This is a genomic window from Flavobacterium olei (assembly GCF_039749035.1).
In the GTDB taxonomy this organism is placed as follows: Bacteria; Bacteroidota; Bacteroidia; order Flavobacteriales; family Flavobacteriaceae; genus Flavobacterium; species Flavobacterium olei.
On sequence record NZ_JBDKWC010000001.1, the window covers coordinates 561,196 to 585,518 of the forward strand.

Annotated in this window: 17 protein-coding genes and 1 other RNA gene; 12 read left to right on the forward strand and 6 right to left on the reverse strand. The window is 33.2% G+C overall.

Translation table 11 applies throughout. The annotated features are described in order from the left end of the window. The first annotated feature begins 99 nt into the window (after positions 1-99). From ABEB31_RS02385 to ABEB31_RS02395, 3 genes are all read left to right on the forward strand, one after another. Complete coding sequence (locus ABEB31_RS02385; RefSeq protein ID WP_347049742.1) at positions 100-1,419, forward strand: hypothetical protein; 1,320 nt, start codon at positions 100-102, stop codon at positions 1,417-1,419. A gap of 130 nt (positions 1,420-1,549) precedes the next feature. Continuing rightward, positions 1,550-3,526 (forward strand): KUP/HAK/KT family potassium transporter, encoded by a 1,977-nt coding sequence (locus ABEB31_RS02390; RefSeq protein ID WP_347049743.1) that lies wholly within the window; start codon positions 1,550-1,552, stop codon positions 3,524-3,526. A gap of 126 nt (positions 3,527-3,652) precedes the next feature. Further along, positions 3,653-4,867 carry an RsmB/NOP family class I SAM-dependent RNA methyltransferase gene (locus ABEB31_RS02395; RefSeq protein ID WP_347049744.1) on the forward strand — a complete coding sequence of 405 codons (1,215 nt, stop codon included), beginning with the start codon at positions 3,653-3,655 and terminating at the stop codon, positions 4,865-4,867. 69 nt (positions 4,868-4,936) lie between these two features. Here the strand turns inward: ABEB31_RS02395 and ABEB31_RS02400 are convergent, their stop codons facing one another. Together ABEB31_RS02400 and ABEB31_RS02405 are read right to left on the reverse strand one after the other, a co-directional pair. Then, positions 4,937-5,980 carry an AMP-binding protein gene (locus tag ABEB31_RS02400; RefSeq protein WP_347049745.1) on the reverse strand — a complete coding sequence of 348 codons (1,044 nt, stop codon included), beginning with the start codon at positions 5,978-5,980 and terminating at the stop codon, positions 4,937-4,939. A gap of 4 nt (positions 5,981-5,984) precedes the next feature. Further along, positions 5,985-6,917 carry a CPBP family intramembrane glutamic endopeptidase gene (locus ABEB31_RS02405; protein WP_347049746.1) on the reverse strand — a complete coding sequence of 311 codons (933 nt, stop codon included), beginning with the start codon at positions 6,915-6,917 and terminating at the stop codon, positions 5,985-5,987. 115 nt (positions 6,918-7,032) lie between these two features. Here ABEB31_RS02405 and arsC point away from each other — a divergent pair, with 115 nt between their 5' ends. Both arsC and ABEB31_RS02415 read left to right on the forward strand, forming a co-directional pair. Beyond that, positions 7,033-7,377: an arsenate reductase (glutaredoxin) gene (gene arsC, locus ABEB31_RS02410; RefSeq protein ID WP_347049747.1), complete on the forward strand. Its 345-nt coding sequence runs from the start codon at positions 7,033-7,035 to the stop codon at positions 7,375-7,377. An 89-nt stretch (positions 7,378-7,466) separates the two neighbouring features. After that, positions 7,467-9,956: a TonB-dependent receptor gene (locus tag ABEB31_RS02415; protein ID WP_347049748.1), complete on the forward strand. Its 2,490-nt coding sequence runs from the start codon at positions 7,467-7,469 to the stop codon at positions 9,954-9,956. Positions 9,957-10,109: 153 nt separating this feature from the next. On the opposite strand, the gene ABEB31_RS02420 is transcribed toward ABEB31_RS02415, so the two are convergent. Further along, positions 10,110-10,289, reverse strand: coding sequence for a hypothetical protein (locus ABEB31_RS02420; RefSeq protein ID WP_281232448.1), 180 nt, complete (start codon positions 10,287-10,289; stop codon positions 10,110-10,112). Between the two features lie 379 nt (positions 10,290-10,668). On the opposite strand from ABEB31_RS02420, the gene fumC reads away from it, so the two are divergent. Beyond that, on the forward strand, positions 10,669-12,054 hold the full coding sequence (gene fumC, locus ABEB31_RS02425) for a class II fumarate hydratase (protein WP_347049749.1): 1,386 nt from the start codon (positions 10,669-10,671) through the stop codon (positions 12,052-12,054). A gap of 80 nt (positions 12,055-12,134) precedes the next feature. Here the strand turns inward: fumC and ABEB31_RS02430 are convergent, their stop codons facing one another. Next, positions 12,135-13,337 (reverse strand): NAD(P)-dependent oxidoreductase, encoded by a 1,203-nt coding sequence (locus ABEB31_RS02430; protein ID WP_347049750.1) that lies wholly within the window; start codon positions 13,335-13,337, stop codon positions 12,135-12,137. A 240-nt stretch (positions 13,338-13,577) separates the two neighbouring features. Here ABEB31_RS02430 and ABEB31_RS02435 point away from each other — a divergent pair, with 240 nt between their 5' ends. Both ABEB31_RS02435 and ssrA read left to right on the forward strand, forming a co-directional pair. Continuing rightward, positions 13,578-14,780, forward strand: a complete 1,203-nt coding sequence (locus ABEB31_RS02435) for a serine hydrolase domain-containing protein (RefSeq protein WP_347049751.1) — start codon at positions 13,578-13,580, stop codon at positions 14,778-14,780. A gap of 155 nt (positions 14,781-14,935) precedes the next feature. Further along, positions 14,936-15,332: a transfer-messenger RNA gene (gene ssrA / locus ABEB31_RS02440) on the forward strand. Positions 15,333-15,542: 210 nt separating this feature from the next. Here the strand turns inward: ssrA and ABEB31_RS02445 are convergent. After that, positions 15,543-15,704, reverse strand: a complete 162-nt coding sequence (locus ABEB31_RS02445; RefSeq protein ID WP_347049752.1) for a hypothetical protein — start codon at positions 15,702-15,704, stop codon at positions 15,543-15,545. Between the two features lie 648 nt (positions 15,705-16,352). On the opposite strand from ABEB31_RS02445, the gene ABEB31_RS02450 reads away from it, so the two are divergent. The 4 genes from ABEB31_RS02450 to ABEB31_RS02465 are packed head-to-tail and all read left to right on the forward strand — an operon-like array spanning position 16,353 to position 22,288. Continuing rightward, complete coding sequence (locus tag ABEB31_RS02450; RefSeq protein ID WP_347049753.1) at positions 16,353-18,686, forward strand: sensor histidine kinase; 2,334 nt, start codon at positions 16,353-16,355, stop codon at positions 18,684-18,686. After that, positions 18,676-19,734 (forward strand): hypothetical protein, encoded by a 1,059-nt coding sequence (locus ABEB31_RS02455; protein ID WP_347049754.1) that lies wholly within the window; start codon positions 18,676-18,678, stop codon positions 19,732-19,734. Before ABEB31_RS02450 ends, ABEB31_RS02455 begins: the two co-directional genes overlap by 11 nt. Then, a complete protein-coding gene (locus tag ABEB31_RS02460; protein ID WP_347049755.1) occupies positions 19,731-20,441 on the forward strand; it encodes a hypothetical protein in 711 nt (236 codons plus the stop codon). Before ABEB31_RS02455 ends, ABEB31_RS02460 begins: the two co-directional genes overlap by 4 nt. 8 nt (positions 20,442-20,449) lie before the next feature. Further along, complete coding sequence (locus ABEB31_RS02465; RefSeq protein ID WP_347049756.1) at positions 20,450-22,288, forward strand: Eco57I restriction-modification methylase domain-containing protein; 1,839 nt, start codon at positions 20,450-20,452, stop codon at positions 22,286-22,288. Between the two features lie 418 nt (positions 22,289-22,706). Here the strand turns inward: ABEB31_RS02465 and ABEB31_RS02470 are convergent, their stop codons facing one another. After that, complete coding sequence (locus ABEB31_RS02470; RefSeq protein ID WP_347049757.1) at positions 22,707-24,254, reverse strand: hypothetical protein; 1,548 nt, start codon at positions 24,252-24,254, stop codon at positions 22,707-22,709. Positions 24,255-24,323 lie beyond the last annotated feature (69 nt).

Sequence of the window (24,323 nt, forward strand, 5' to 3'; positions counted from 1 at the left end):
TCAACACATTAACAACTCAATCAAAAACTACAAACCTCTTCTATTTTTTTGTGGCACAGTAATTGAATATTCCATTACAGAAAACTTAATATATAAGTCATGAAAGCGAAAATACTTTTATTAGCCCTATTTGCATTAGGTGTAAGTTCTTGCCAGGCACAAGCCGGCGCTACTGTTTATGCAAAAAACTCAGATATAAGCGATAATTTAGATTTAAGGGCTGTTGCCTCTATTTTTGGAGAATCAGCAAACCTTCAGGATTTTGAAAGACGTCTTAACGATCCTAAATATCAGATATCAAATCTTGACCTTAATGGCGACAATGAGGTTGATTATCTTCGAGTAATCGAAAGTGTAGAAGACAGAACACACGTAGTAATTATTCAGGCTGTTTTAGATCGTGATGTGTATCAGGACATAGCGACCATAGACGTGGAAAGAGACAATTACAACAAGGTAAATGTTCAGGTTGTCGGAAATACTTATTTGTATGGCGATAATTACATTTACGAACCGGTTTACAACACCGTTCCGGTAATTTACACTTCATTCTGGGTTACAAATTACAGACCCTATTATTCAACATGGTATTGGGGTTATTATCCAACGTACTACAGAGCCTGGAATCCGTATCCGGTTTTCAGATACAGAAATAATGTAAATGTTTATATCAATGTAAACAACCATTACAATTACGTGAATGTAAGAAGAAGTTACAGAGCTCCTGCTATTTATGAAACAAGACGTACTTACGGTTACGAAAGAATGCGTCCTAACAGTAGTTTTTCACAAAGACATTCTAATGTTTCGAACCGATACGAACTGGATCAAAGAAGGGTTGCCAGCAGAGAATCTGGCAGAAATACATACAATACCAACAGAAATGCAACAGCAAGACCAGGATCTTCTGATAACAGGAATTCAAACAGGACTTATGCCGAAAACAGAAATTCTACAAGTAGAAATGCTGTAGACAGATCTAACAGTAGCAGATCGAACAACTCTACTGGAAGAAATACAGAAAATGCAAGTACGGGAAGAAATGTTAATCGCGATTATTCGTCAAGAAATGACAATGCCCAAAGAGTTGAAAGCAGCCCGAGAGCAGAGTCCAGAGGAAACTCAGAATCGAGAGGAAATACTAATCGCCAAATGTCTGCACAAAGATCTGAGAGTGCAAGAAGTCAGGCTGAAAACAGATCGAGTGCGCCAAACAGAGAATATTCTCCAAGACCACAACAAAGTCAGCAACGATCTGAAGCACCAAGATCTGAAGCTCCCAGACAGCAGCAAAGTCAGCAAAGATCTGAAGCTGCAAGAATGAGTCAGGAATCAAGAGGTTCAGAGTCATCCCGAAGCAGCCAGCCTCAAAGAGAGAGCGGATCGGGCTCCAGAGGTGGAGGTGGCAGAAGAGGTTAAGTTAATTAAATACAAAATATGAGAAAGAAGCACAATTCTAGGATTGTGCTTTTTTTTATCTTTTTACTTTTAATTGATGCTAATTTGTTTTAAAACAGTAAATTTGCAACCGTCTTTTATAAAAATATACATGAGCGCATCGCATAAAAACTTACATAGTAAGTTGTCTATTGGGGGTTTATTGATTACTTTAGGGATAATATATGGAGATATAGGTACTTCTCCATTGTATGTAATGAAGGCGATTTTAGGCGATCATACGATTAATGCTGACATTGTTTTAGGAGGTATCTCTTGTGTTTTCTGGACCCTTACGTTACAAACTACAATAAAATATGTACTGATTACCTTAAGTGCAGACAATCATGGCGAGGGTGGGATTTTTGCACTCTACGCTCTGGTCAAAAAAACAAAGATTCAGTGGCTTATAGTTCCTGCCATTATTGGAGGAAGTGCCCTGCTCGCTGACGGAATTATAACCCCTCCTATTTCGATTTCATCTGCGGTAGAAGGAATTCGGGCATTTTATCCCACAATGGAAACACAAACCATTGTATATATTGTTATTACGATTTTATTTATTTTATTTACAATTCAGCAATTCGGAACTAAACTGGTCGGTAAATTCTTTGCTCCGATGATGTTAATCTGGTTTGCTATGCTTGGAACTCTAGGCGCTATTCAGGTGGCTAACTTTCCGGAAGTAATTAAAGCAATTAATCCGTATTACGCTTATCATTTATTATCGATTCATCCTGATGGGTTTTTTGTTCTGGGTTTTGTATTTCTGTGTACGACCGGAGCAGAAGCATTGTATTCTGACATGGGACACTGCGGTAGAAAAAACATCAGAATAAGCTGGATTTTTGTTAAAGCAACTTTGGTATTAAACTACTTTGGACAAGCGGCTTATCTAATTCACCATGAAGGAAGTACGTTACAGCAATTAGGCGGCGAAAATGGTAACCCTTTTTACTTAATTATGCCACATTGGTTTTTACCTTTCGGAATTGTGGTTGCTACATTAGCAGCCGTTATTGCATCTCAGGCACTTATAAGCGGTTCGTTTACACTGATCAACGAAGCAATGCGTCTGAACTTCTGGCCAAAAGTAAAAATCAAATATCCTACAGAAGTAAAAGGTCAATTGTACATTCCGTCTATTAACTGGTTATTGTTTTTTGGTTGTGTTGGAATTGTTTTACACTTTGAAAAATCCGGAAATATGGAGCATGCGTATGGTCTTGCCATTATTTTGTGCATGATCATGACAACAATATTACTGAACTATTACCTAATCATGAAGCGTGTAAAACTGTACTTTATGGTGCCGTTAATTACAATTTATTTATTGATTGAGTTCAGTTTCCTTTTTGCGAATATTACCAAATTTGCAGAGGGCGGTTATGTTACTTTGATTATTGCATCAATGCTTATCTCGATAATGACGATATGGTATTTAGCTAAGAAAATCAATAAGAACTATACCAAGGTCGTTAAAATTGACGATTACAAACAGGTATTAGTTGAATTAAGCCAAGATTTTTCTATTCCAAAATATGCTACGCATTTGGTTTATATGACAAATGCTAACCGTATTGACGAACTGGAGGAAAAAATCATTTATTCTATTCTTCAAAAACGTCCAAAGAGAGCTGATATTTATTGGTTTGTTCACGTAAATATTTTGACAGAACCTTATAAAACTCAATATAAAGTAACTGAAATTGCAAAAGATGATATTTACAGAATCGATTTTAATTTAGGTTTTAGAGAACCAACCAAAATCAACTTAATGTTCAGGGAGGTTATCAAGGATATGGTAAAACGCGGTGAAGTTGATATTACCAGTCGTTATGAATCTTTAAACAAAAACAATATTATCGGAGACTTTAAATTTGTATTGTCTGAGAAATTTTTATCCAATGACAATGATTTAAGATGGCACGAAAATATTATCATGAATTCTTATTTCTTCATTAAAAAACTGAGTTTGTCTGAAGAAAGAGCTTTTGGTCTGGACAGCAGTTCTGTTAAAATAGAGAAATTCCCAATGGTGCTTCATGCTCCCGAAAATATTGGGTTAACCCGAATTACAAAACAATAATATATTTCAAAAAAACACTCTCAATCGGAGTGTTTTTTTTCTTTAAACGAAAGTCAGAATAAGATTCGGTATTAAAAATTTAACTTTCAATCAATTAATAGTACCTTTGCACTTCAAATAATAAAAATGAGATTACACAGAAATTTAGTTTATACTACCATTGACTCTTTGAATGCTATCTTCAATGAAGGAGAATATGCAGACAAAGTGGTAGCAAGAGCATTAAAAAAAGACAAACGCTGGGGAAGCTCAGACAGGAAGTTTGTTGCTGAAACGATATACGAAATTGTTCGTTGGAAAAGATTATATGCGGAAATTGCCGAAGTAAAAGAACCTTACGACAGAGATAATTTGTGGAGAATGTTTGCTGTTTGGGCAGTACTTCGCGGGTATCCTATTCCGGACTGGAGACAATTGGAAGGAACTCCGGAAAGGAAAATAAAAGGCCGCTTTGACGAATTATCTAAAATTAGAGCTTTAAAAGAATCGATTCCGGATTGGATGGACGAAGTTGGAGTTAAAGAATTAGGTGAGCAGGTTTGGTCTAAAGAAATTGCAGCTCAAAATCAGCCGGCAAAAGTTATTTTGAGAACTAATACATTAAAAGGCACCAAAGAAAGCCTTAGAAATACGTTAATGGATTTAAATATTGAAACAGAATATTTAAAAGACCAGCCAGAAGCTCTTGTTTTAAAAGAAAGAGCCAACGTATTTTTAACTGATGCCTTTAAACAAGGTTTATTTGAAGTTCAGGATGCCAACTCACAGTTAGTTGCAGGATTTCTGGATGTAAAACCGGGAATGCGTGTAGTTGATACTTGTGCAGGTGCAGGCGGAAAAACATTGCACATGGCTTCATTAATGGAAAATAAAGGTCAGTTGATTGCGATGGATCTTTACGAAAGTAAATTGAAACAGCTAAAATTAAGAGCGAAAAGAAATGGCGCTTTTAATATTGAATACAGAATAATTGACAGCACAAAAGTGATCAAAAAATTACACGAAAAAGCAGATCGTGTTTTAATTGACGCACCTTGCAGCGGTTTAGGAGTTTTAAAAAGAAACCCTGATTCTAAATGGAAATTACAACCTGAATTTATCGACAACATTCGTAAAGTTCAAAGTGAGGTTTTAGAAAATTATTCTAAAATTGTAAAACCAGGCGGAAAACTGGTTTATGCAACCTGTTCTGTTTTACCATCTGAAAACCAGGAACAAGTAGAGAAATTCTTAAAAACAGAAATAGGAAAACAGTTTACTTTTGTTCAGGATCGTAAAATGTTAGCTTCAGAGTCAGGTTTTGACGGATTCTATATGGCGCTTTTAGAAAGAAAAGCTTAATAATTTATATCTCAATATTTAAATTCCAGATTCCAATAATAAATTGTAATCTGGAATTTTTTATTTTAATTAATCCTGCAAAGTGGGTTTACGAAGTAACTTCCCATTCGCGTTTTCTTTGAATTTAGAAACAAAAACAATTTCTTTTGGTTTTTCGTATTTGCCTAAAACATCAAAAAAATCAGGAGCAAAATCTTGTTTTTCCCCTTCAATAACCAAAATTAATTTTTCGCCCAAAGTAGTATCCGGCAGCCCGGTAACAAAAAATCTGCTGTTAATCTTGCCTACTAATTTAGCTTCAATCTGCTCAGGAATCAATTTTACTCCTCCACTATTTATCACATTGTCAATTCTTCCCAAAAAGATAAATTGTTTTTCATTTACCAATTCTACCAAATCGTTTGTCACAATAGGTTCATCAGAAATTGTGGTTACATTTATCACAAGACACTGACGATCGTCCTGCGAAATTTTTACATTTGGCAAAACAGAGAAAACAGCATCTCCCAGACGTTTTGCTGCAATATGCGTTATGGTTTCAGTCATTCCGTAAGTTTCATAGATTTCTGTTTTTAAAGGCATTAATTTTTCCTCCAGTGAAGAATCCATTTTAGCACCACCAATAATTAACTTACGTACGTTAGCCAGTTTTTCTATCGAGTTTTGAACCTGAAGCGGCACCATTGCCACAAAATCGTAAGTTGCAGAATTAAAAGCCAAAGGATGAAGGCTTGGCGAAACAACATCCAATTCTAATCCTAAGATCAAACTTCTCACCAACATCATTTTTCCGGCAATAAACTGAGTTGGAAGACACAATAATGCTTTATCGCCCGGTTTTAAACCGAAAAAATCACCTGTTGCCAGGGCAGAATGAATCATAGCCTGTTTTTCTAAACGAACCAATTTTGGAAGGCCGGTGGTTCCCGAAGTTGTCATTTCGATATAATCCTTTTTATCAAACCAATCCATAAAAAACTCTCCTATCGATTGTTCGTAAGCATCTCCTTCTTTAACATAACTGTATGCAACGCGGCACAAATCATTGGCATTGAGATGATAGCCATTTAGCTTAAAATAATTATGAACATTTCTATGGGTTAAATTTGGCATGACTTTATTGTATTACTTCTGTATTATTAATATTTCCTGTTAACTTTTCTTTCCAATTTGTCCAACCGTATTTTTTACTGAAAATAAACAGCAAAATCGGATAAATAATCACTACAGGCAAAATAACATCTACACCTGCCGATGGTTCTGATAAATCCTTGAAAATGGAATTAGTTTGAAAAACAGACCAATCAGACGTGACTAACAAAGCTCCTATAAGGTTATTTGCAGCATGAAAACCCAAGGCAAGCTCCATTCCCTCATCCATCAATGTTATTATTCCTAAAAACAAACCCGTTCCTATATAATATATCATAATTACATTTCCCATTTTGGCTACTTCCGGATTTGCCCAGTGCATCGATCCAAAAATAACCGAAGTCATAAGAAGCGGAAACCATTTGTTACGGGCCAAATTCGCAAACCCCTGCATTAGATAACCTCTAAAAACATATTCTTCTGTACTGGTTTGAATGGGAATTAAAATGGCACCCAAAACAACCAAAATCAAAAAAGGAATTAATTTAAAATTTAAAATAAAATTTTCCGGAGATCTGAAATAAACAAATGCAAAACTAAGAAGCGAAAAAAACGTCCATATAAAAAAGGAAAAACCCACACGTTTCCAATCTACTTTTGATCGCGAAGTTGTAACAGATAATAAAGTCTGATGATGAATAAACCGCACTACAAAATAGATTCCTGCAAAAGCAAAAACAAATGAAATCATGACCAGAAAAAGAGTGGTATTGGATTCAAACATTCTCATAATTCCTTCATTTGTAGTAGGAAAAGCAGTTTTTTCGGTAAATGTTTTATAAAAAACAGCAGCTGTAATCGGAATTTGTCCCACAAAAGAAGCGGCGATAATAAACAACGATCCTAAAAGATACTTCCAGAACTTATTTTCAGGTTTAATTCCTTGCTCTAAAAACATAAATGTAAAATTTTAAAAAATGAGAATTCTTATTTAGTAAGTTAGTCTTACTTTTGGTAACGCTAAATTACCTCTTTTTTATCTTTCCTTATTTGGAATACCTAAATATAACAAAATGATACAAATTTACCATAACCCAAGATGCGGAAAATCGAGAAACTGTCTGGCTTTTATCGAAAAAACCAATCAGGAATTTGAAATTATCCCTTATTTAACGCAAACACCTTCTTTTGAAGAATTAAAAAAACTGCTGCAACAGCTTGATTTAGATCCGATTCAGCTAATTAGAACAAAAGAAAAAATTTGGATTGAAAATTATAAGGATAATGGGCTGACAAATGATGAGATTATCGCTGCAATGGTTGAAAACCCGATTTTAATTGAGCGCCCAATTGTTGTTAAAGACGGAAAAGCTATAATTGGCCGGGATCCTGAGAAGGTTGCTTCTTTTTTAGATTGATTCTAAAATATTCAATTAACATTTTTTTGTGATTTCTCTCATTAAACCAAAAACTATTTTTGCCGTCTAAAAAGAAAAGAAACCAAAAAATGAAAAAAATCAAATTTGTCGTATTACTTGTATTCTTGTTTACGAGTTTTTACAATTACTCACAACAAGGTCCGGGCGGTAGTACCAAAGTTAAAGTTTCCGGAAAAGTTTTAGAAAAAGTAACCAAACAACCTTTAGAATATGCTACAATTTCGATTACTGCTCCAAACGATACTAAGGTAGTTGCAGGCGGAATTACAAATCCAAAAGGAGAATTTGAAGTTGCTGTTGCTCCGGGTACATACGATATCAAAGTTGAATTTATTTCATTCAAATCAACAGAAATTAAACAAAGAAGCATTTCAGGCGACACAAATTTAGGTGTTGTCAATTTATCTGAAGACGCAGCTCAGCTTAATGAAGTTGTAGTTCGCGCTGAAAAATCTACAGTAGAAATAAAGCTGGACAAAAAAGTCTACAACGTTGGCCAGGACATGATTGTAAAAGGCGGAAGTGTAAGCGATGTCTTAGACAATGTTCCATCTGTTTCTGTTGATACCGAAGGAAATGTCAGTTTACGAGGAAGCGACAATATCCGAATTTTAATTGACGGAAGACCTTCGCAGGCTATCAATATGGCAGAAGCTTTAAGACAGCTTCCTGCCGATGCAATTGATAAAGTTGAAGTTATTACCAATCCATCTGCACGTTATGATGCCGAAGGTGGATCTGGAATTATTAATATCGTTCTTAAAAAGGGAAAAAATCAAGGCTTTAACGGGACTTTAATTGCTTCGACAGGTTTACCGGAAACGTATGGGATTAGTGGCAATGTGAATTATAAAACAGAGAAATTAAACTACTTTACAACAGCCGGATACAATTACAGAACAAATGAAGGAGCCGGAAAAACAAATTCTGAGTATTTAGACGACAATAAAAACACTACAAGTTTCTTAGACGAAACTCGTGACACCAAACGTGTAAGAAACGGATTTAACGGAAGAGCCGGCTTTGAATGGACGATTACACCAACCACTTTCTGGACAAATGCGATCAATTACCAAAAAAATACAGGTGATGACCGTGATTTGATCAATTACTATAATTATGATGCCGGTCGTAATTTTACAGGAACAACATATCGTTTAAACAACGCTGATACTGGCAGCGAAAATGTTGAATTTACTTCAAACTTAATTAAAAATTTCAACGACAAAGGACACAAACTTACTGCAGATTTTTCTATTTCAAGAAATACCGATGACAGCGAAAGCATAATTGAAGACTCGCCGAGATACGACAGTACATTAAATGATCAAATACAAAAACAAGTTTTATTTCAGGCAGATTACGTCTTGCCATTGGGCGAAGGAAGCCAGTTTGAAGCAGGTTATAAAGGAAGTTTTGGCGATTTGAATAACGTTTATGATGTTGCAAATAACGGCGTTCCAAATCCTAATTTATCAAACACATTAGAATACAAGGAAAACATTAATGCACTTTATACGCAATATGGTTTCAAAACAAATAAATTCTCTTATTTATTTGGTTTAAGATGGGAAGACACTAATATCGAAGTTAACTTACTAGACAACAACGATTTCAATACTAAAAAATACAACAATTTATTTCCAAGTGCTTTTGTTAGTTATGAAATTTCAGACCAAAGCAACTTCTCAGCTAGTTACAGCAAACGTTTATCGAGACCAAGAGGACGTTTTATGAATCCAGCTGTAAACTATGCGAGTAACATTAACATCTTTCAGGGAAATCCGGATTTAGATCCTTCTTTAACAGATAAATATGATATTGGCTATATTAAAAGATGGGATAAAGTCACTTTTAATACCTCGGCCTATTTTGAAAACACAAAGGACGTCTTCAGCTTCGTAAGATCTCCTACGGGCGATGTGGTGACTCCGGATGGTGAAGTGGTAACTCCAGCACCAGGTCAGATCGTTGAAGGTACTCCGGTAATCAAAAGTTCTCCTATTAACTTAGGAAGAGAACAAAAATTTGGTTTCGAATTTACCTTTAATTACACGCCATACAAATGGTGGAAATTGAACAGTAACTTCAATTTCTTTAATGTAAAAACTACAGGAGAAAACACCTATACCGATACCCAAGGCAATGTTGTGGTTCAGAATTTAGACAATCAGGCCAATTCATGGTTCGCAAGAATTAACTCTAAAGTAACGCTTCCGTACAAAATTGACTGGCAATTAACTGCCATGTACAACGGCGATCAAAAAACTGCACAAGGAAAAAATCTAGGTCAGTTCGGGATGAATACTGCTTTTAGCAAAGATGTATTAAAAGACAAAGCTACCATTGCTTTCAATATCAGCGACGTTTTCAATTCAAGAAAAATGAGATCGTATACTTATTTAGATAATGTAAATTCATACAGTGAATTTCAGTTCCGTAAACGTCAGTTCAATTTATCGTTTACGTACCGTTTCAATAAAGCAAAAGGCGAAAGAGATAAAAACATGCCTAAAAACGAAGGTGGTGGCGAAGGCGGAGGTGATTTTCCCGGATAATTTAAATTTCAATATTAATATCAATCCGGATTTCGATTTTGCAATTGGAATCCGGATTTTTTTACTTCAATTGAAATTAAAATTCCTGTTTTATGAAACAAAAAAAAGGACTCGTAAAAACGGGTCCTTTTTTTATGACATCAATCTAAAATCTTATAATTTAAAAGATTGTTCTTCTTGTCTTTTTTTAGCTCTCTTCTCTTTGATCATTTCCCAGCTTGCACCCGTAACCCAATAAGATACGAAACCAACTAAGAAAAACATTAACCAAAATCCTATAGTAAGAATGGTTAAGAAAAGTAAAAAGCCTAAGTACTGTGAAAATTCAAACATGTTTTCCGGAATTTTGAATGTTACGACAAATGTAGACTATATATTTTTTTTCAGCAATAAAATCTAAATCAATTTTCGTTAAATAACATTTATCCGTATATTTATACTGATTTTAAATAAGCTTTTTTTAATGCGAAGCCTTTTAAATAAAGACTTTGTTAAAAGCAATAATAATTTTAAGGAGCTGTTTCTCCTGAAATTTCAGGATCATCTGTATCTTTTTATTTTAAAAAAAAAAACAAAAAGGATGGCGCTCGACAGGGCTGGAAATTCATTTTCAAAAACATGCACTTATTTAATATTGAACATTTTACATTTTACATTTTACATTTTACATTTTACATTTTACATTTACAAATAACATTTTACAAACAACAAAATGAAATACCGTATAGAAAAAGACACCATGGGCGAAGTTCAGGTCCCAGCCGATAAATATTGGGGTGCACAAACAGAACGTTCCAGAAACAACTTCAAAATAGGACCATCGGCATCCATGCCAAAAGAAATCATTGAAGGTTTTGCCTATTTAAAAAAAGCAGCGGCGTATGCAAATTACGATTTAGGTGTTTTACCAATAGAAAAAAGAGATGCTATCGCAGCCGTTTGTGACGAAATTCTCGAAGGAAAACTAGACGATCAGTTTCCTTTAGTAATCTGGCAGACTGGTTCGGGAACTCAAAGCAACATGAATGTAAACGAAGTAATCGCTAATCGTGCACAAGTTCTCAAAGGTTTTGAAATCGGTGAAGGTGAACAATTCATCAAAGCCAATGATGATGTGAATAAATCACAATCTTCAAACGATACTTTTCCAACCGGAATGCATATTGCGGCTTATAAAATGGTTGTAGAAACTACAATTCCGGGTGTTGAAAAACTTCATGCAACTTTAGTAAAAAAAGCAGCAGAATATAAAGATGTTGTCAAAATTGGACGTACGCACCTTATGGATGCAACGCCATTAACTTTGGGTCAGGAAATTTCAGGTTACGCTGCACAACTGGCATTTGGTTTAAAAGCGCTTAAAAACACCTTATCCCATTTATCTGAAATCGCTTTAGGTGGAACCGCTGTCGGAACTGGCTTAAATACCCCAAAAGGGTACGATGTAAAAGTAGCCGAATATATTGCGCAGTTTACCAATCATCCTTTTGTAACGGCAGAAAATAAATTTGAAGCACTTGCAGCTCACGATGCGATTGTAGAAACACACGGTGCCTTAAAACAACTGGCTGTTTCATTAAACAAAATCGCAAATGATGTAAGGATGTTAGCCTCAGGCCCACGCTCCGGAATTGGCGAAATCCATATTCCCGAAAATGAACCGGGATCTTCTATTATGCCCGGAAAAGTAAATCCAACCCAATGTGAAGCATTAACAATGGTTTGCGCCCAGGTTATCGGAAACGATATGGCAATCGCTGTTGGAGGAATGCAGGGACACTACGAATTGAATGTTTTTAAACCTGTTATGGCGGCAAACTTTTTACAATCGGCACAATTATTAGGAGATGCCTGTGTTTCGTTTGATCAACATTGCGCACAGGGAATCGAACCTAATCATAAAAGAATAAAAGAATTGGTAGACAATTCACTTATGCTGGTTACGGCTTTAAATACTAAAATAGGATATTACAAAGCCGCAGAAATCGCTCAGACGGCTCACAAAAACGGAACAACTCTTAAAGAAGAAGCTGTTCGTCTAGGCTATGTAACGCCGGAAGATTTTGATGCATGGGTGAAGCCAGAGGAAATGGTTTAACCTTAGGTTCTGAGATAGTAAGTTGCTACGTTTCTAAGCTATAAGAGCTCAGAAACGTAGCACCTTGGTTCCTTAGAAACTTATTTACCATCTACATAATCCTGCAGATAGCTAAATCTTTCCGTCAATTTTCCTTTTTCTGTGATTTTGGCGCGTTGTAGAATTCCGTCTTTATCTCCATTAAAGAAAGCCGGAATTACATGCTGCATAAACTGCTCTCCGAATCCTTCACTGGCATCTTTTGGAATCTCACATGGTAAATTATCTACCGCCATAACTGCCACTGCAGCGGGATGAAATAAATCAACTTCCCTGTCTTCTAACGGAAAATAACCATATAAAGGCTCCTCAATTGTTGAAGAACGTATTGTACAGGCAATTGGGCCATTTACGTCACAAGAAATATCTGCCACAACTTTAAGCTTACAATCACTTGCGTTTAGCATTTCTTTAGTCAAAATCAATGGAGCATTGTTGGCGTAAAAATGGCCGGCAAAATAAATGTCGGACACTTTTGTGAATTTTTCAAAATCGGATTCGTATTCGTCAGGATGATTCACAAAATCTTTAAAATCCAGCATTTCACCGTCTTTTCTTTTGTTGTATTCCAAAACGTCAAGCTGTACATAAACAGCCTGAGCATATTTTTTATTCAGGTAATTATCAATCGTAATTTCTTTTACTTTTATGGCATCCAGAATTTCTTTGGCTCCGCTCCCAACCTTTCCTGTTCCGGTAAGTACAAATTTTAAGGCGGGCATTGTAATGCGTTTTAATTGCGTTATCATCGCATCTTTTCCAGAAAGTGTTTCTGCTTTTGGAAGCTTAAACAATTCAAATTTGATTCCGAAAGCTCTAATTCCATTGTAAACCCCAACCATTCCGGCATATTTTCCGAAACCAATTAAACGTCTGTCGAGTTCGTCAACAATGGTTTCGTGATCGTATAAGTCAATATTTTTTTCTAAAATGGCCTGCAGTAATTTTCTGTTATGAGGCTGTTTTTTAATAGTATGAGAAAAAAAGAAATACGCTTTGTCCGGAATTAGATTTTCTACCGGAACTTCTTTAACACCAAATAAAACATCACAGTCAGAAATATCATCTGCAACTGTAATCCCCATACTTTTGTAGGCGTCATCTGAAAATATTCTAATATCGGAACTTTCCACTTTTACAGAAGCTTCGGGATAAAGTTGTTTTAATCTGTTCAATTCATTTGGAGAAAATACAACTCTTTTGTCCGGCGGATTTTTTCTTTCTTTTATTATTCCAAACTTCATTTAGACTTTATTTTAATATTTAATTATATAACTTTTTATATCGTATTTGTTTCAAATGTAACAAATTTAGTTAAAATTTTGTTTGCAAATTCCTATTTAGAATGTTTCAAAACCGTTACTTGCTGAAAAACAAGACACTATAATTTTACTGTCTTAAAATTATGTTAAAAAGCAGTCGTAAACACGTTTTAATTGAGAAAACGACAAAATTGAATTCGATATATTTGTTTTTAAAGAACGATGCAAATGATTTTCCTTAAAAAAACAAAGATACCACAAATACTTTTTTCTATACTAGTTTTAAGTTCTTGCGGCCAAAACAAAAAAACAGCAACAGATACCACTCCGGAAGTCGAAGATACATTGCCTAAAATGAAGCCTTTAGCTTCAGAACCAAAAGTTTCTCAGGCCTATAAAAATTCAGTTATGGGCAGAATAAATCATTTTTATACTAAAAACTGGCCCAATAATAATATGAACGGCAGTTTTTTAGTGGCCAAAAACGGTCAGATTTTATTTGAAAAATATAATGGTTTTGCTAATAAAAATGAGGGCACAAAAATTACACCTGAAACTCCTGTTCAGATTGCGTCCGTTAGCAAAGTATTAACGGCTACAGCAGTTTTAAAGTTGGTAAATGCGGGTAAAATAGATTTGGATCAGAAAGTAAATACTATCTTAAAAACATTTCCGTACGAAGGATGCACCATCAGAATGCTTTTAAGCCATCGTACCGGAATGCGTAATTACGCTTATTTTACAGATCATGACAAATCGGTTTGGGACCGTCACAATCAATTGACAAATAAAGACATTCTGGATATTCTGGCTACTAAAGATATTGGTCTGGAAGCCAAAACTGGTACCCGTTTTAGCTATTGTAATACGAATTATGCTATGCTGGCACTTATTATTGAGAAAATTACGGGTTTAAGTTATAAGGAAGCAATGTCTGAAATGATTTTCAAACCCCTTGGAATGACTCATACTTATGTTTTTGACGATGATAAAGACCGAAAAAAGATTGTTCCTTCGTATAAGGGGAATGGTGTAGAAATTGGTTTCGATTATTTAGACAATGTGTATGGCGATAAAAACGTTTTTTCTACTGCAAGAGACCTTCTGAAATTTGACAGAGCCAGAAACTCACCTGATTTTCTAAAACCTGCATTACTAAAACAAGTTTACACCGGTTACAGTAATGAAAGAAAAGGGACAAAAAATTATGGTCTTGGCATAAGAATGATCAATTGGGAAACGGGACAAAATTTTTATTTCCATAATGGCTGGTGGCATGGTAATACTTCCTCTTATATTACTTTGATGAATGAAGGAGTTACAATAATTGCGCTTTCTAATAAAATGACAAGAAACACGTATGCCGTTCGAAAATTAGCTCCGGTGTTCGGAGATTATCCTTTTAATTTTAAAGACGAAGAGTAAAATTATAGTCGTAATGCCGAAAGTCAAAAGTCGTAAAGTCTTAAAAACATTTGCCAATGCTGACTTTGGGCTTTCGACTTTGGACTTTATGACTTTTTTTTTAAAATTTTAGCAGAAAGTAATTTCAAATACTCTAAATTTGCAGACTTATTTTTGGGGTCGACTGGTTTTGACAGCAAGTCGAATTGAACAGTAAGCACGTCGAGCATTGAGACCTTGCTCGTAAATATAAGATCTCAACACTTTTACACGGCGAAAATAACTACGCTTTAGCTGCATAATCTGAATTATAGTAAGATTAGCCACGTCCCTATCAGATAGGGAAGCTGGATTCTCCTTGAAAGCCTTGGTTTGTGGCGGTCAGTTAAGGGGAACCGTAAAAATAAACCTAGATTTCTATGAGCTTCGGGTAGATTTCGAAATTAAGAAGATAAGTGTTGAGTGGTTGTTTCTGGCCTGGCTCAACAACGAAAACCTAATCAGGAAATAAGCGTGTAGAAAGCTCTTTAGTTGCTTGTTTGGACCCGGGTTCGATTCCCGGCGACTCCACAGAAAGGAAGGTGTCGAACACCTTCCTTTTTTATTTATTTCTATAAAAATCAATGTTTTAACATCGAAATTATCATTTTTTACATCTATTTTTTAATAAAAACAAAATCATAAAGGAAAAAATATTTAGTGCTGAAGGGAATCGAACTCCATAATCCTAATAAAACAAGGCATGGAGCAAGCTGTTCGACATAAGCTTAAATTTAATAGTATTTAATCTTTAATGTCATTAGATTTATTTTGCTCATAAATTTTCTTAAAAACATCAGAAACAATAATATCAATGCACAACTCAATTATTGCTGCATTTTGTTTTTCTTCTTTGATTCTTTTTTCTTCTTTCTCTTTTAAAGACATTTTAGCTTTTGATTTCACATCGTTAAAAATTAATACATTATAAATCAAAGATTAAATTTCCATTTAAATTGATTGTTAGATAAAAAAGGTTTTTGAATTAAATAATTTTCAAAAAAAAATAATACTTTTAAAAACAAATATTTATTACTTATTTTTAATATTCACTAGATAAATTTGATACCATAAATCAGTTTAAAGAATACAGTTTTCGGTAAAAACCTTATAAATTAAATATTATTATTTACTTATTTATAAAGTAATACAAATAAAAGTTAATTGATGAAAGATTCGATTTTAAAATTAGATTAATCAACGTAAACTCAATAATAAGAGACCTTTTTAGTTAAAAACTAAAATTGATTTAAATTTGGTAGAAAACATAATTGAAATCAATAAAGTGACAATGAATTTGAAATTAAGAAACTTATTTCTAAGACAATTACACTTCATTACAACAAATACAACATTCAGATTACCAGCTTAATGGAAAATTGATTTCACATTTGAGCTATTTGAAAAAATCAGAATCATAACTAACAATTTTTATTATTTCTATCTAGCTACTAAGAATGATTGCGTTAATCTTACTTAGTTTTAAATATAAGAAATAAGTCTCTTTATAATATCACTATAAAAGAATATATTTGCTTAAATAATATTACAAAATTGGAAAAAACGCTTCAAATACAGAAATTAAAAAAACAGTTGAGTGAAGAGGTTCAAAAAGAGCATTCTGATAATAATATTATCTTATCCTTATCTAATAGTATAGCAAATTTAGATGATAATCAAGTTAGATTTTCTATTGACGCTGGTTTAATAGACCGATTAGGAAGAGAATTAGTAGCTCGACAAGAAACAGCCGTTTCTGAATTAGTAAAAAATTCGTATGATGCAGATTCCCAAGAAGTAACACTTTCTTTCATTGATTCAGACAGTATCGGTGGTACATTACGAATTCAAGATGATGGTGATGGAATGACAAGGGATGAATTGGTAAATGGGTTTATGAGAATTTCTTCAACTGACAAGATTCATAACCCCTTATCTAGAACATACAAAAGAACCAGAGCCGGTCAAAAAGGAATTGGGAGATTTGCCGTACAGAGACTTGGTAATAAACTAACTATTATAACTCAAACTTCAGAATCAGAATCTGCATTAATGCTTTCAATAGATTGGAATGAATATATAGGTGATATTAATTTATCTTCTATCTCTAATTCACTAAAGCTAATTCCAAAAAAAAGAGAAAAAGGTACCACTTTAATCATATCCGGTTTAAGGGAAAGATGGAGTGAGGCTGCTATTCAAAGAATATTCAATTACGTTACTGATATCATTCAGCCATTTGCTCTTACTGAAAGAAAGAAAATTGACGATAAAGAGAGAATTGATATAACTAATGATCCCGGATTTAAAAGCAAATTTGTCAAGATAGTTAATAATGTTCCTAAAACTATAAAAAATGAAATTCTTCAATTTCATTCTCATGCGCTTGCAATTATAGAAGGTGAAATTGATGATACAGGAATTGGATTATATTCCATCGAAAGTGACAAATTAAATATCAATGAAATAGGACAAATTGGAAATAATCCTGATAATAATCAAATTCCATTTGATAAACTAAAAAATGTAAAATTTAGAGCCTACTATTTTATTCATGATTCTGATTTAGTCCCTAAAATGCAAGCAACAAAAATTAAAAAATTAGCTCAAACACAGGGGGGAATTAGATTATACAGAAACGGTTTTAGGGTTTTGCCATATGGTGAGCCGAGCAATGATTGGTTAAAACTCGATAAATCTTTACGAACAAGAAGTATCTTGCCATCACATGGTAATAATAACTTTTTTGGATTTGTTGAATTAATTGATCGAGAAAATAATTTTAACGAAACATCTAGCCGCGAAGGGTTAAGTGAAAATGATGCTTTAATTCAATTAGAAAATTTTGTTTATAGAACAATAATTACTGGAGTTATTAAAGTTGCGGAAGTTAGAAATGTAAAAATAACTACTTCACAGTCTAAAGATGAAGATGGCAATTGGGGTAAAATTGAATTTAGAATACAAAATATTGCTCATACTTTAGAAGAATTGGATAGAGAACTGGAAAATGAATCCGGAGGAATTGAAGCAAAAAAACAGAGAAAAAAAAGAGTAAAACAAGTTCAAGATGCAATAAAGGAGATTGAAAAGATTCAAAAAGAAGAGCAAGAGCTAATCATTAAAGAACGTTCAATGCTTCGAGTTTTAAGTAGTGTTGGACTAACAATCGCCCAATTTATCCATGAAATCAAGTATTATATGGATAATATCCAAAGCGATATTAGATATTTATTAGAAAGGTTACAAGATGATAAATTGGCATTAGAAAGAATTACTATACTTGACGAGAATTTTTCTTCATTCCATACCTACACATCATATTTTGATAATGTTGTTTCTCAAAATGTTATACGAGAACTAAGACCATTAGATCTGCGTAGGGTTGTAGAGCCTTTTAGAAAATCGATCACTAATGATGCTTTAAAATCTGGTATTCAATTTGTAGAGCCAATTTATAATAAATACAGAATATTTACAAAACCTATGCACCCTTCCGAGTGGTCTTCAATATTATTTAATTTTTATACAAATTCAAAGAAAGCGATAAAAAGAGCAAATAGTGAGGGTAAAATACTTATAGAATGTGGCGAATTTGAAGATAAAGTATATCTGGAATTTTCTGATAATGGCGATGGAATTTCGACTGAAGATGAAGAAAAAGTTTTTGACGAATTTTTTACAACTACCTCACCTAATAATTTTGAGAACACAAATGATGTTTCGGAGATCTTAGGTACTGGCTTAGGACTCAAAATTGTTAAAGATATTATTAAGAGTTATAGAGGGAATGTTTATGTAGTATCCGCAAAAGGAGATTATTCAACTTGTATTAGAGTTGAATTACCAAAAGCAACAGAAAAAGATTTAGAAAAATATGGCTTATAAAATATTATACATTGAAGATCTACAACCAGGTTCAATTATTCACGAATTACAAGCAAACGGTTTTGAAGCTGAACATTACAATCCCGAAAGCTTAGAAGAATTACTCCAAAAAGTTGTAGGTTTTGATTTATTACTTTTAGATTTTAGACTTACTGAAAGTAAGAAAATAATCTTTGATGCACCTACTATCGCACAGACAATAAGAACCGTTGGAGGGAGTGTTCAAATGGACATTCCAATAGTGCTTATATCTACTGAAAAAAACATCTGTGATTATTTTAGAGATTATTCAAGTCAAGATTTATTTGATTATTCCGTTTCTAAAGAAATTTTTTTAGAAAATATAAAAAAATATACCACTCGTTTTATTGATGTTATTGAAGCTTATAAGAAAGTTATTGAAAATAAAGGAGATCTTTCTAAAACTCTTGCGCTGAAAACTGATGAAATACAGAATATAGACTATAGGATAGTAGAAAAATTATCCAGTGAAATATTTGCAGACAATGTTTTTGCATATAATAACTTTATATTGAACCATATCATACGGTCAACTGGAATTCTTGTAGGTGAAGATGTTCTTTCTGCAAGATTAGGTGTATCCATGGATTCTCCTGATTGGGAAAATCTTAAAGCCAAATTGATTGATTTTAAGTATTCTGGTATTTATTCAAATGCATATGAAAGATGGTGGAGTTTTAAATTAGACCATTGGTGGGAAGAAATGAATAAGGGCATAAGTCTACGAAGATTAAATGCCACTCAGAGGGTTCAAAAATTAATAGGTAATACGGATTTACAATCTCTTATTCCTCAAGAAAAACTTGCCCATTCAAGTAGTTCTAATTTTTGGACAATCTGCAAGGATTCGAAAATGCCGATTGATTCTCTTGATGGACTTGAATTACATCAACGTGATTTATTTCCCTGGCAAGAAAAAGAATATATATCTATTAAAGCTGGACTTGAGTCATCTGATTTGACTAAGTATATTAAGCAATCAGACAAAGCAAGGTTAAGAGAAATAATGAAACAACTTGAGGTATGATTCATTGGGAAAAAGTAAATTTTATAAAAGATATTTCTGATTTTTTAGCAATTATAGCAAAGTATGATGCACCAATTGACGTATCGAAAATTTATGCTTTGCAAAGTGGCTTCGAATATCGAGCAGATTATAAAATCAATGTCAATGATATTGTCTTTAATGTTGATTCTAAAATATCTGGAACCATACCTTTTGAAGTTAAGAAATTAGCAATTTTTTTTAATCATACTTGTGAGTTTGACTTAAGTAAAGATAAATCCAATGAAGATTTGATAATGTCAAGTTATCATTTTCAGATAAAAATAATTGGTTATTGTGATGATGATGGTGAATATGTAAATTATTGGCGTTTGGATCAGGATCAGCCTGGTGCTGGAATTCATAAATCGACACATCCATATTATCATTTTCAAGTAGGTGGGGATGAAATGGCAGGTGTAGACACGGGAAAAGCTATATTTACTGGGGCGCCTAGAATTGCACATCCTCCAATGGATTTGTTTCTTGGATTTCATTTTATAATTAGCAATTTTTATAATAATAAGCATTATCAATTTGTTAATGAAATTATGTCAGATGGAACGTATCAGGATATAATATTTAGAGCCCAAAAAAGATTATGGGAGCCTTATTTTAATGCGTTTAAAGAAGAAACAACTCATTCTAATTTTACCAAAGAAAAGGTATTTCCCTTGTATATAAATTAGTAATATAAATGAAGAATAAAGAAATATCTAAATATATACAAAATTATTCCACAGATCCCACGTTAGTTGATAGATTAATTGTATCCTCATTCATAAAGTACAATTCTCTTGAAGTAATTCATAATGAGTTCATTAAAGATTATGTTATTTATGAAACAGATTCTGAGTTTATAGAGGTTGATAGTTTTATTTCAATTGTCAAGCAAGAAATGAAAGAATTTGACTTTGAGTTTCTTATAGAATTGTTTGAGCATGTTATATCGCCGGGCGATAAAGTTATCACTGGGGCAATATATACACCTAAAAAAATACGTCAATATATAATTGAACAATCATTAAAAAGTAAAACTGATAGGCAGCTATTTAGACTGGCGGATATCGCATGTGGATGTGGAAGTTTTTTATATGAGGCAACTATTTATTTGCGTAAATTGACGAAAAAAAGCTTTTTAGAAATTTATAGTCAAAATATTTTTGGTCTTGATATTCAAAACTATTCAGTGATAAGATCAAAAATACTTCTTACCTTATTAGCTATAAAAAATGGTGAAGACTTAGTTAATTTTAATTTTAATTTGTATGTTGGCGATGCTTTAGATTTTAATTGGAGTGACAATATTAAAAATTTCACTGGCTTTCAAATCATAGTTGGAAATCCTCCATATGTTTGTTCAAGAAATATATCAGAAGAAACAAAACAACATTTGAAAAAATGGAAAGTATGTGAAACTGGACATCCTGATCTTTACATACCTTTTTTTCAAATTGGGATAGAAAATTTAGATCATGGTGGATTTTTAGGGTATATAACAATGAATACCTTTTTTAAAAGTATTAATGGTCGAGCACTAAGAAAATACTTCCAAGAGTTACAATATCGATTTAAAATTATTGATTTTGGCAATAAACAGATTTTTACGAGTAAATCTACATATACTTGTGTATGCTTTATTGAAAAGATTAATGAAAATTTTGTTCAATATTTCAAAAATCAAAGTGAAAATATTGATAGAGATTATTTATTCACTAAGCTAAAGTATGATGAATTGGATGCTAAAAAAGGGTGGAATCTTGAAGTTGCAAATACTTTAAATAAGATTGAAAAAACCGGTAAACCTTTCGGGGAGATTTATAAAACTAGAAATGGTATAGCTACACTCAAGAATAATATTTATATATTCGATCCAGTAGATGAAGATGAAGACTATTTTCATTTGCAGAATGGTAGCTTATATCAAATTGAAAAGAAAATCTGTGTAGATATTGTAAACTCAAATAAATTTACTCAGATTGATAATGTGAACGAGGTTAGAAAAAAAATAATTTTCCCTTACGAGTTTATAAATGGAAAAGCTAAATTGATTAATGAAGTTTTCTTTAAGGATAATTATCCCAGAGCATATGAATATTTAAATGCCAAAAGAGAAATCCTTTCTAAGCGCGATAAGGGAAATGGAAAGTATGAAAATTGGTTCGCATTTGGAAGAAATCAATCATTAGAAAAGATTAAAAACAAGCTTTTCTTTCCTCATATAACTCCTCATATTCCAAATTTTGTACTTGATACCGATGAAAATTTATTATTTCACAATGGATTAGCCGTTATTGCAGAAGATGAAGATGAATTATTATTCCTCAAAAAAATAATGAGTTCGAGGTTGTTTTGGTATTACATCACAAATTCAAGTAAGCCATATGGTTCAGGATATTTTTCTTTAAGTAGAAATTATATAAAGAATTTTGGGATCTATAATTTTTCTGACGAGCAAAAACAATATATAATTTCAGAAAATGATTCAATAAAACTAGATCAAATCCTATTTGATTTATACGAAGTTGTCATGTAACAAATTAATGAAAAAATGTTGTAATTATTGTATATATACTTTTTCATTAGTGGCTGTAAAGAAGCGGGGAAAAATGGTATTAAATTTATAAACTCTAAATTTTAACTTTTAAGGTGTTCGATAGTCGAAAGCCTTAGTAACTTTTTCGGAGCATTTTCAATTCAAAAAATATCATTTTTAATGAAAAAGATATAAAAAAGAATAAAAAACAACTGTCATAAATGAATCATAGATATTATTAAAAAGTATTTATCACAAAGGATTCAAGACATTTTAAGAACCTTTCCAATAAACATTAATATGGGAATTAGGTGTTCAATTGTAATCCCGGCGACTCCAAAAAAACCTCCTGATTATCAGGAAGTTTTTTTTTAAAGCTTAAAAAAAGTGAACAAAAAGTGAACAGATTTACCTTTATTTAATACTTCTTATGTTCCCAGGAATCTTTTAGTTTTTTATAAATCCATTTTTTAAAATTAGGATTATCATATATTTCTCCTAATAAGCCTATTGGATTTGAATACAATGTATCGCTGGCAAAAACTTCTTTCCAGTTAATTGCGGTCGCCGGATTACCTTTGTAAACACCTGCTTTTGTCATTACTTTAAGGAATTCATACGCTATTAATCCCTGACCAATTGCGGTTGGATGAACTCCGTCAAGGCTAAACAACCCTCCTGCCTTAATTTCGCGGTTACGTGTAACTCCATAATATCTGGAATCGACTCTTGGATAGCAAAATTTGAAATAATCCGGAAATTCGTATGGAGGATCGTAACTGTTTCTTTTTAAAGCCATATCATTAAGTGCCGTAGCGATATCGACTAAATAGAATCGCTCCTTGTTCAGTTTTTTATTGGCTTCTGCCACAATTTCCTGTATAATCCTGTTATACATCCTGATGCAATTGTCAATATGAAGCACATCTCTCTGATTGAGATGTTTTAGCGTAATATCAAAATTATCTTCAAAAAGAAAATAAGGATAATATTTTCCATACGATACGATCGATTTCTTTTCATTCGATAAATCACTCTTCTTCATCGGTGCAGGCTTATCCGGGTCTACAATCCATTCCGTAATTTCGATATCTGTTCTTCCAGCTTTTTCAACTGCTTTAATAAGCGGACAAATAGTAACAAGCGGAATGGTTCCGATAAAAACTTTGTAATCAACATCCATAGGATTATCTTCCATAATAGCGATAACCTGATCCATCATGTATTGATATTCTACTCTAAAGTCTTCGGGATGCCAGAGATTCCAGTCTTGTTCCCGGCGTGTATCATAACTTACATTTTGTGGTCCGCTTGCAAAAGCAGTTCCGTCTGGAGATGTTTGTTTGATGGTTAAATTCGTTACGGTTCCAAGAGCATTATTTGCGCCCAGCCACAAAACAAGATTTTCTACTCCTTCTTTTTTGTGATGGTATTTTAACCATCCAAATTGGGTTTGGTCTTTATTATCTGCATTTCCGGATCCTAATACTTTATAAGCTGTTCTGTGCAGGGATTCATTGACAATACCAAAACGGTTATCTCCGTTTTTATCTGACTTCTCTACATATTTTTTGGAGATATCGGCACTGAGCTGCCATGCATTCGAGACATCAAAACCTCTGACAGAAACATTATGGTAGGCATTTTTCCCTTTCGATTTCTCGAGGGATCCGGCTCCTCGTTCATAATAATCTTCTACTTCGTCCAGATAACCATCAATTATCGATACGGCTTTAATCCATTCAAATGGTCCGGAAATATTGGTTTCTAACTTTCGCTCCAGACGGCGAAAAACAGTTTCGAGGTCTAAAGGCAATCCTCCTTTATCCCATTCGGGAAAGTTGTAATCTTTTGAACCTAAAATCTTAGCAAGCAGCGTAGAATAAGATTGATTTGTTTTCGCAGCCGCGCCCGACATAAATCCCTGGGAAATACTGTCGCCTATGGTAAATAATTTTACAGACATGTTTGTAAGTTTTAAATTAAACTTCACTAATTGAAACGTAAGTTAAATCTTTCTGAACAAAGTTTAAGC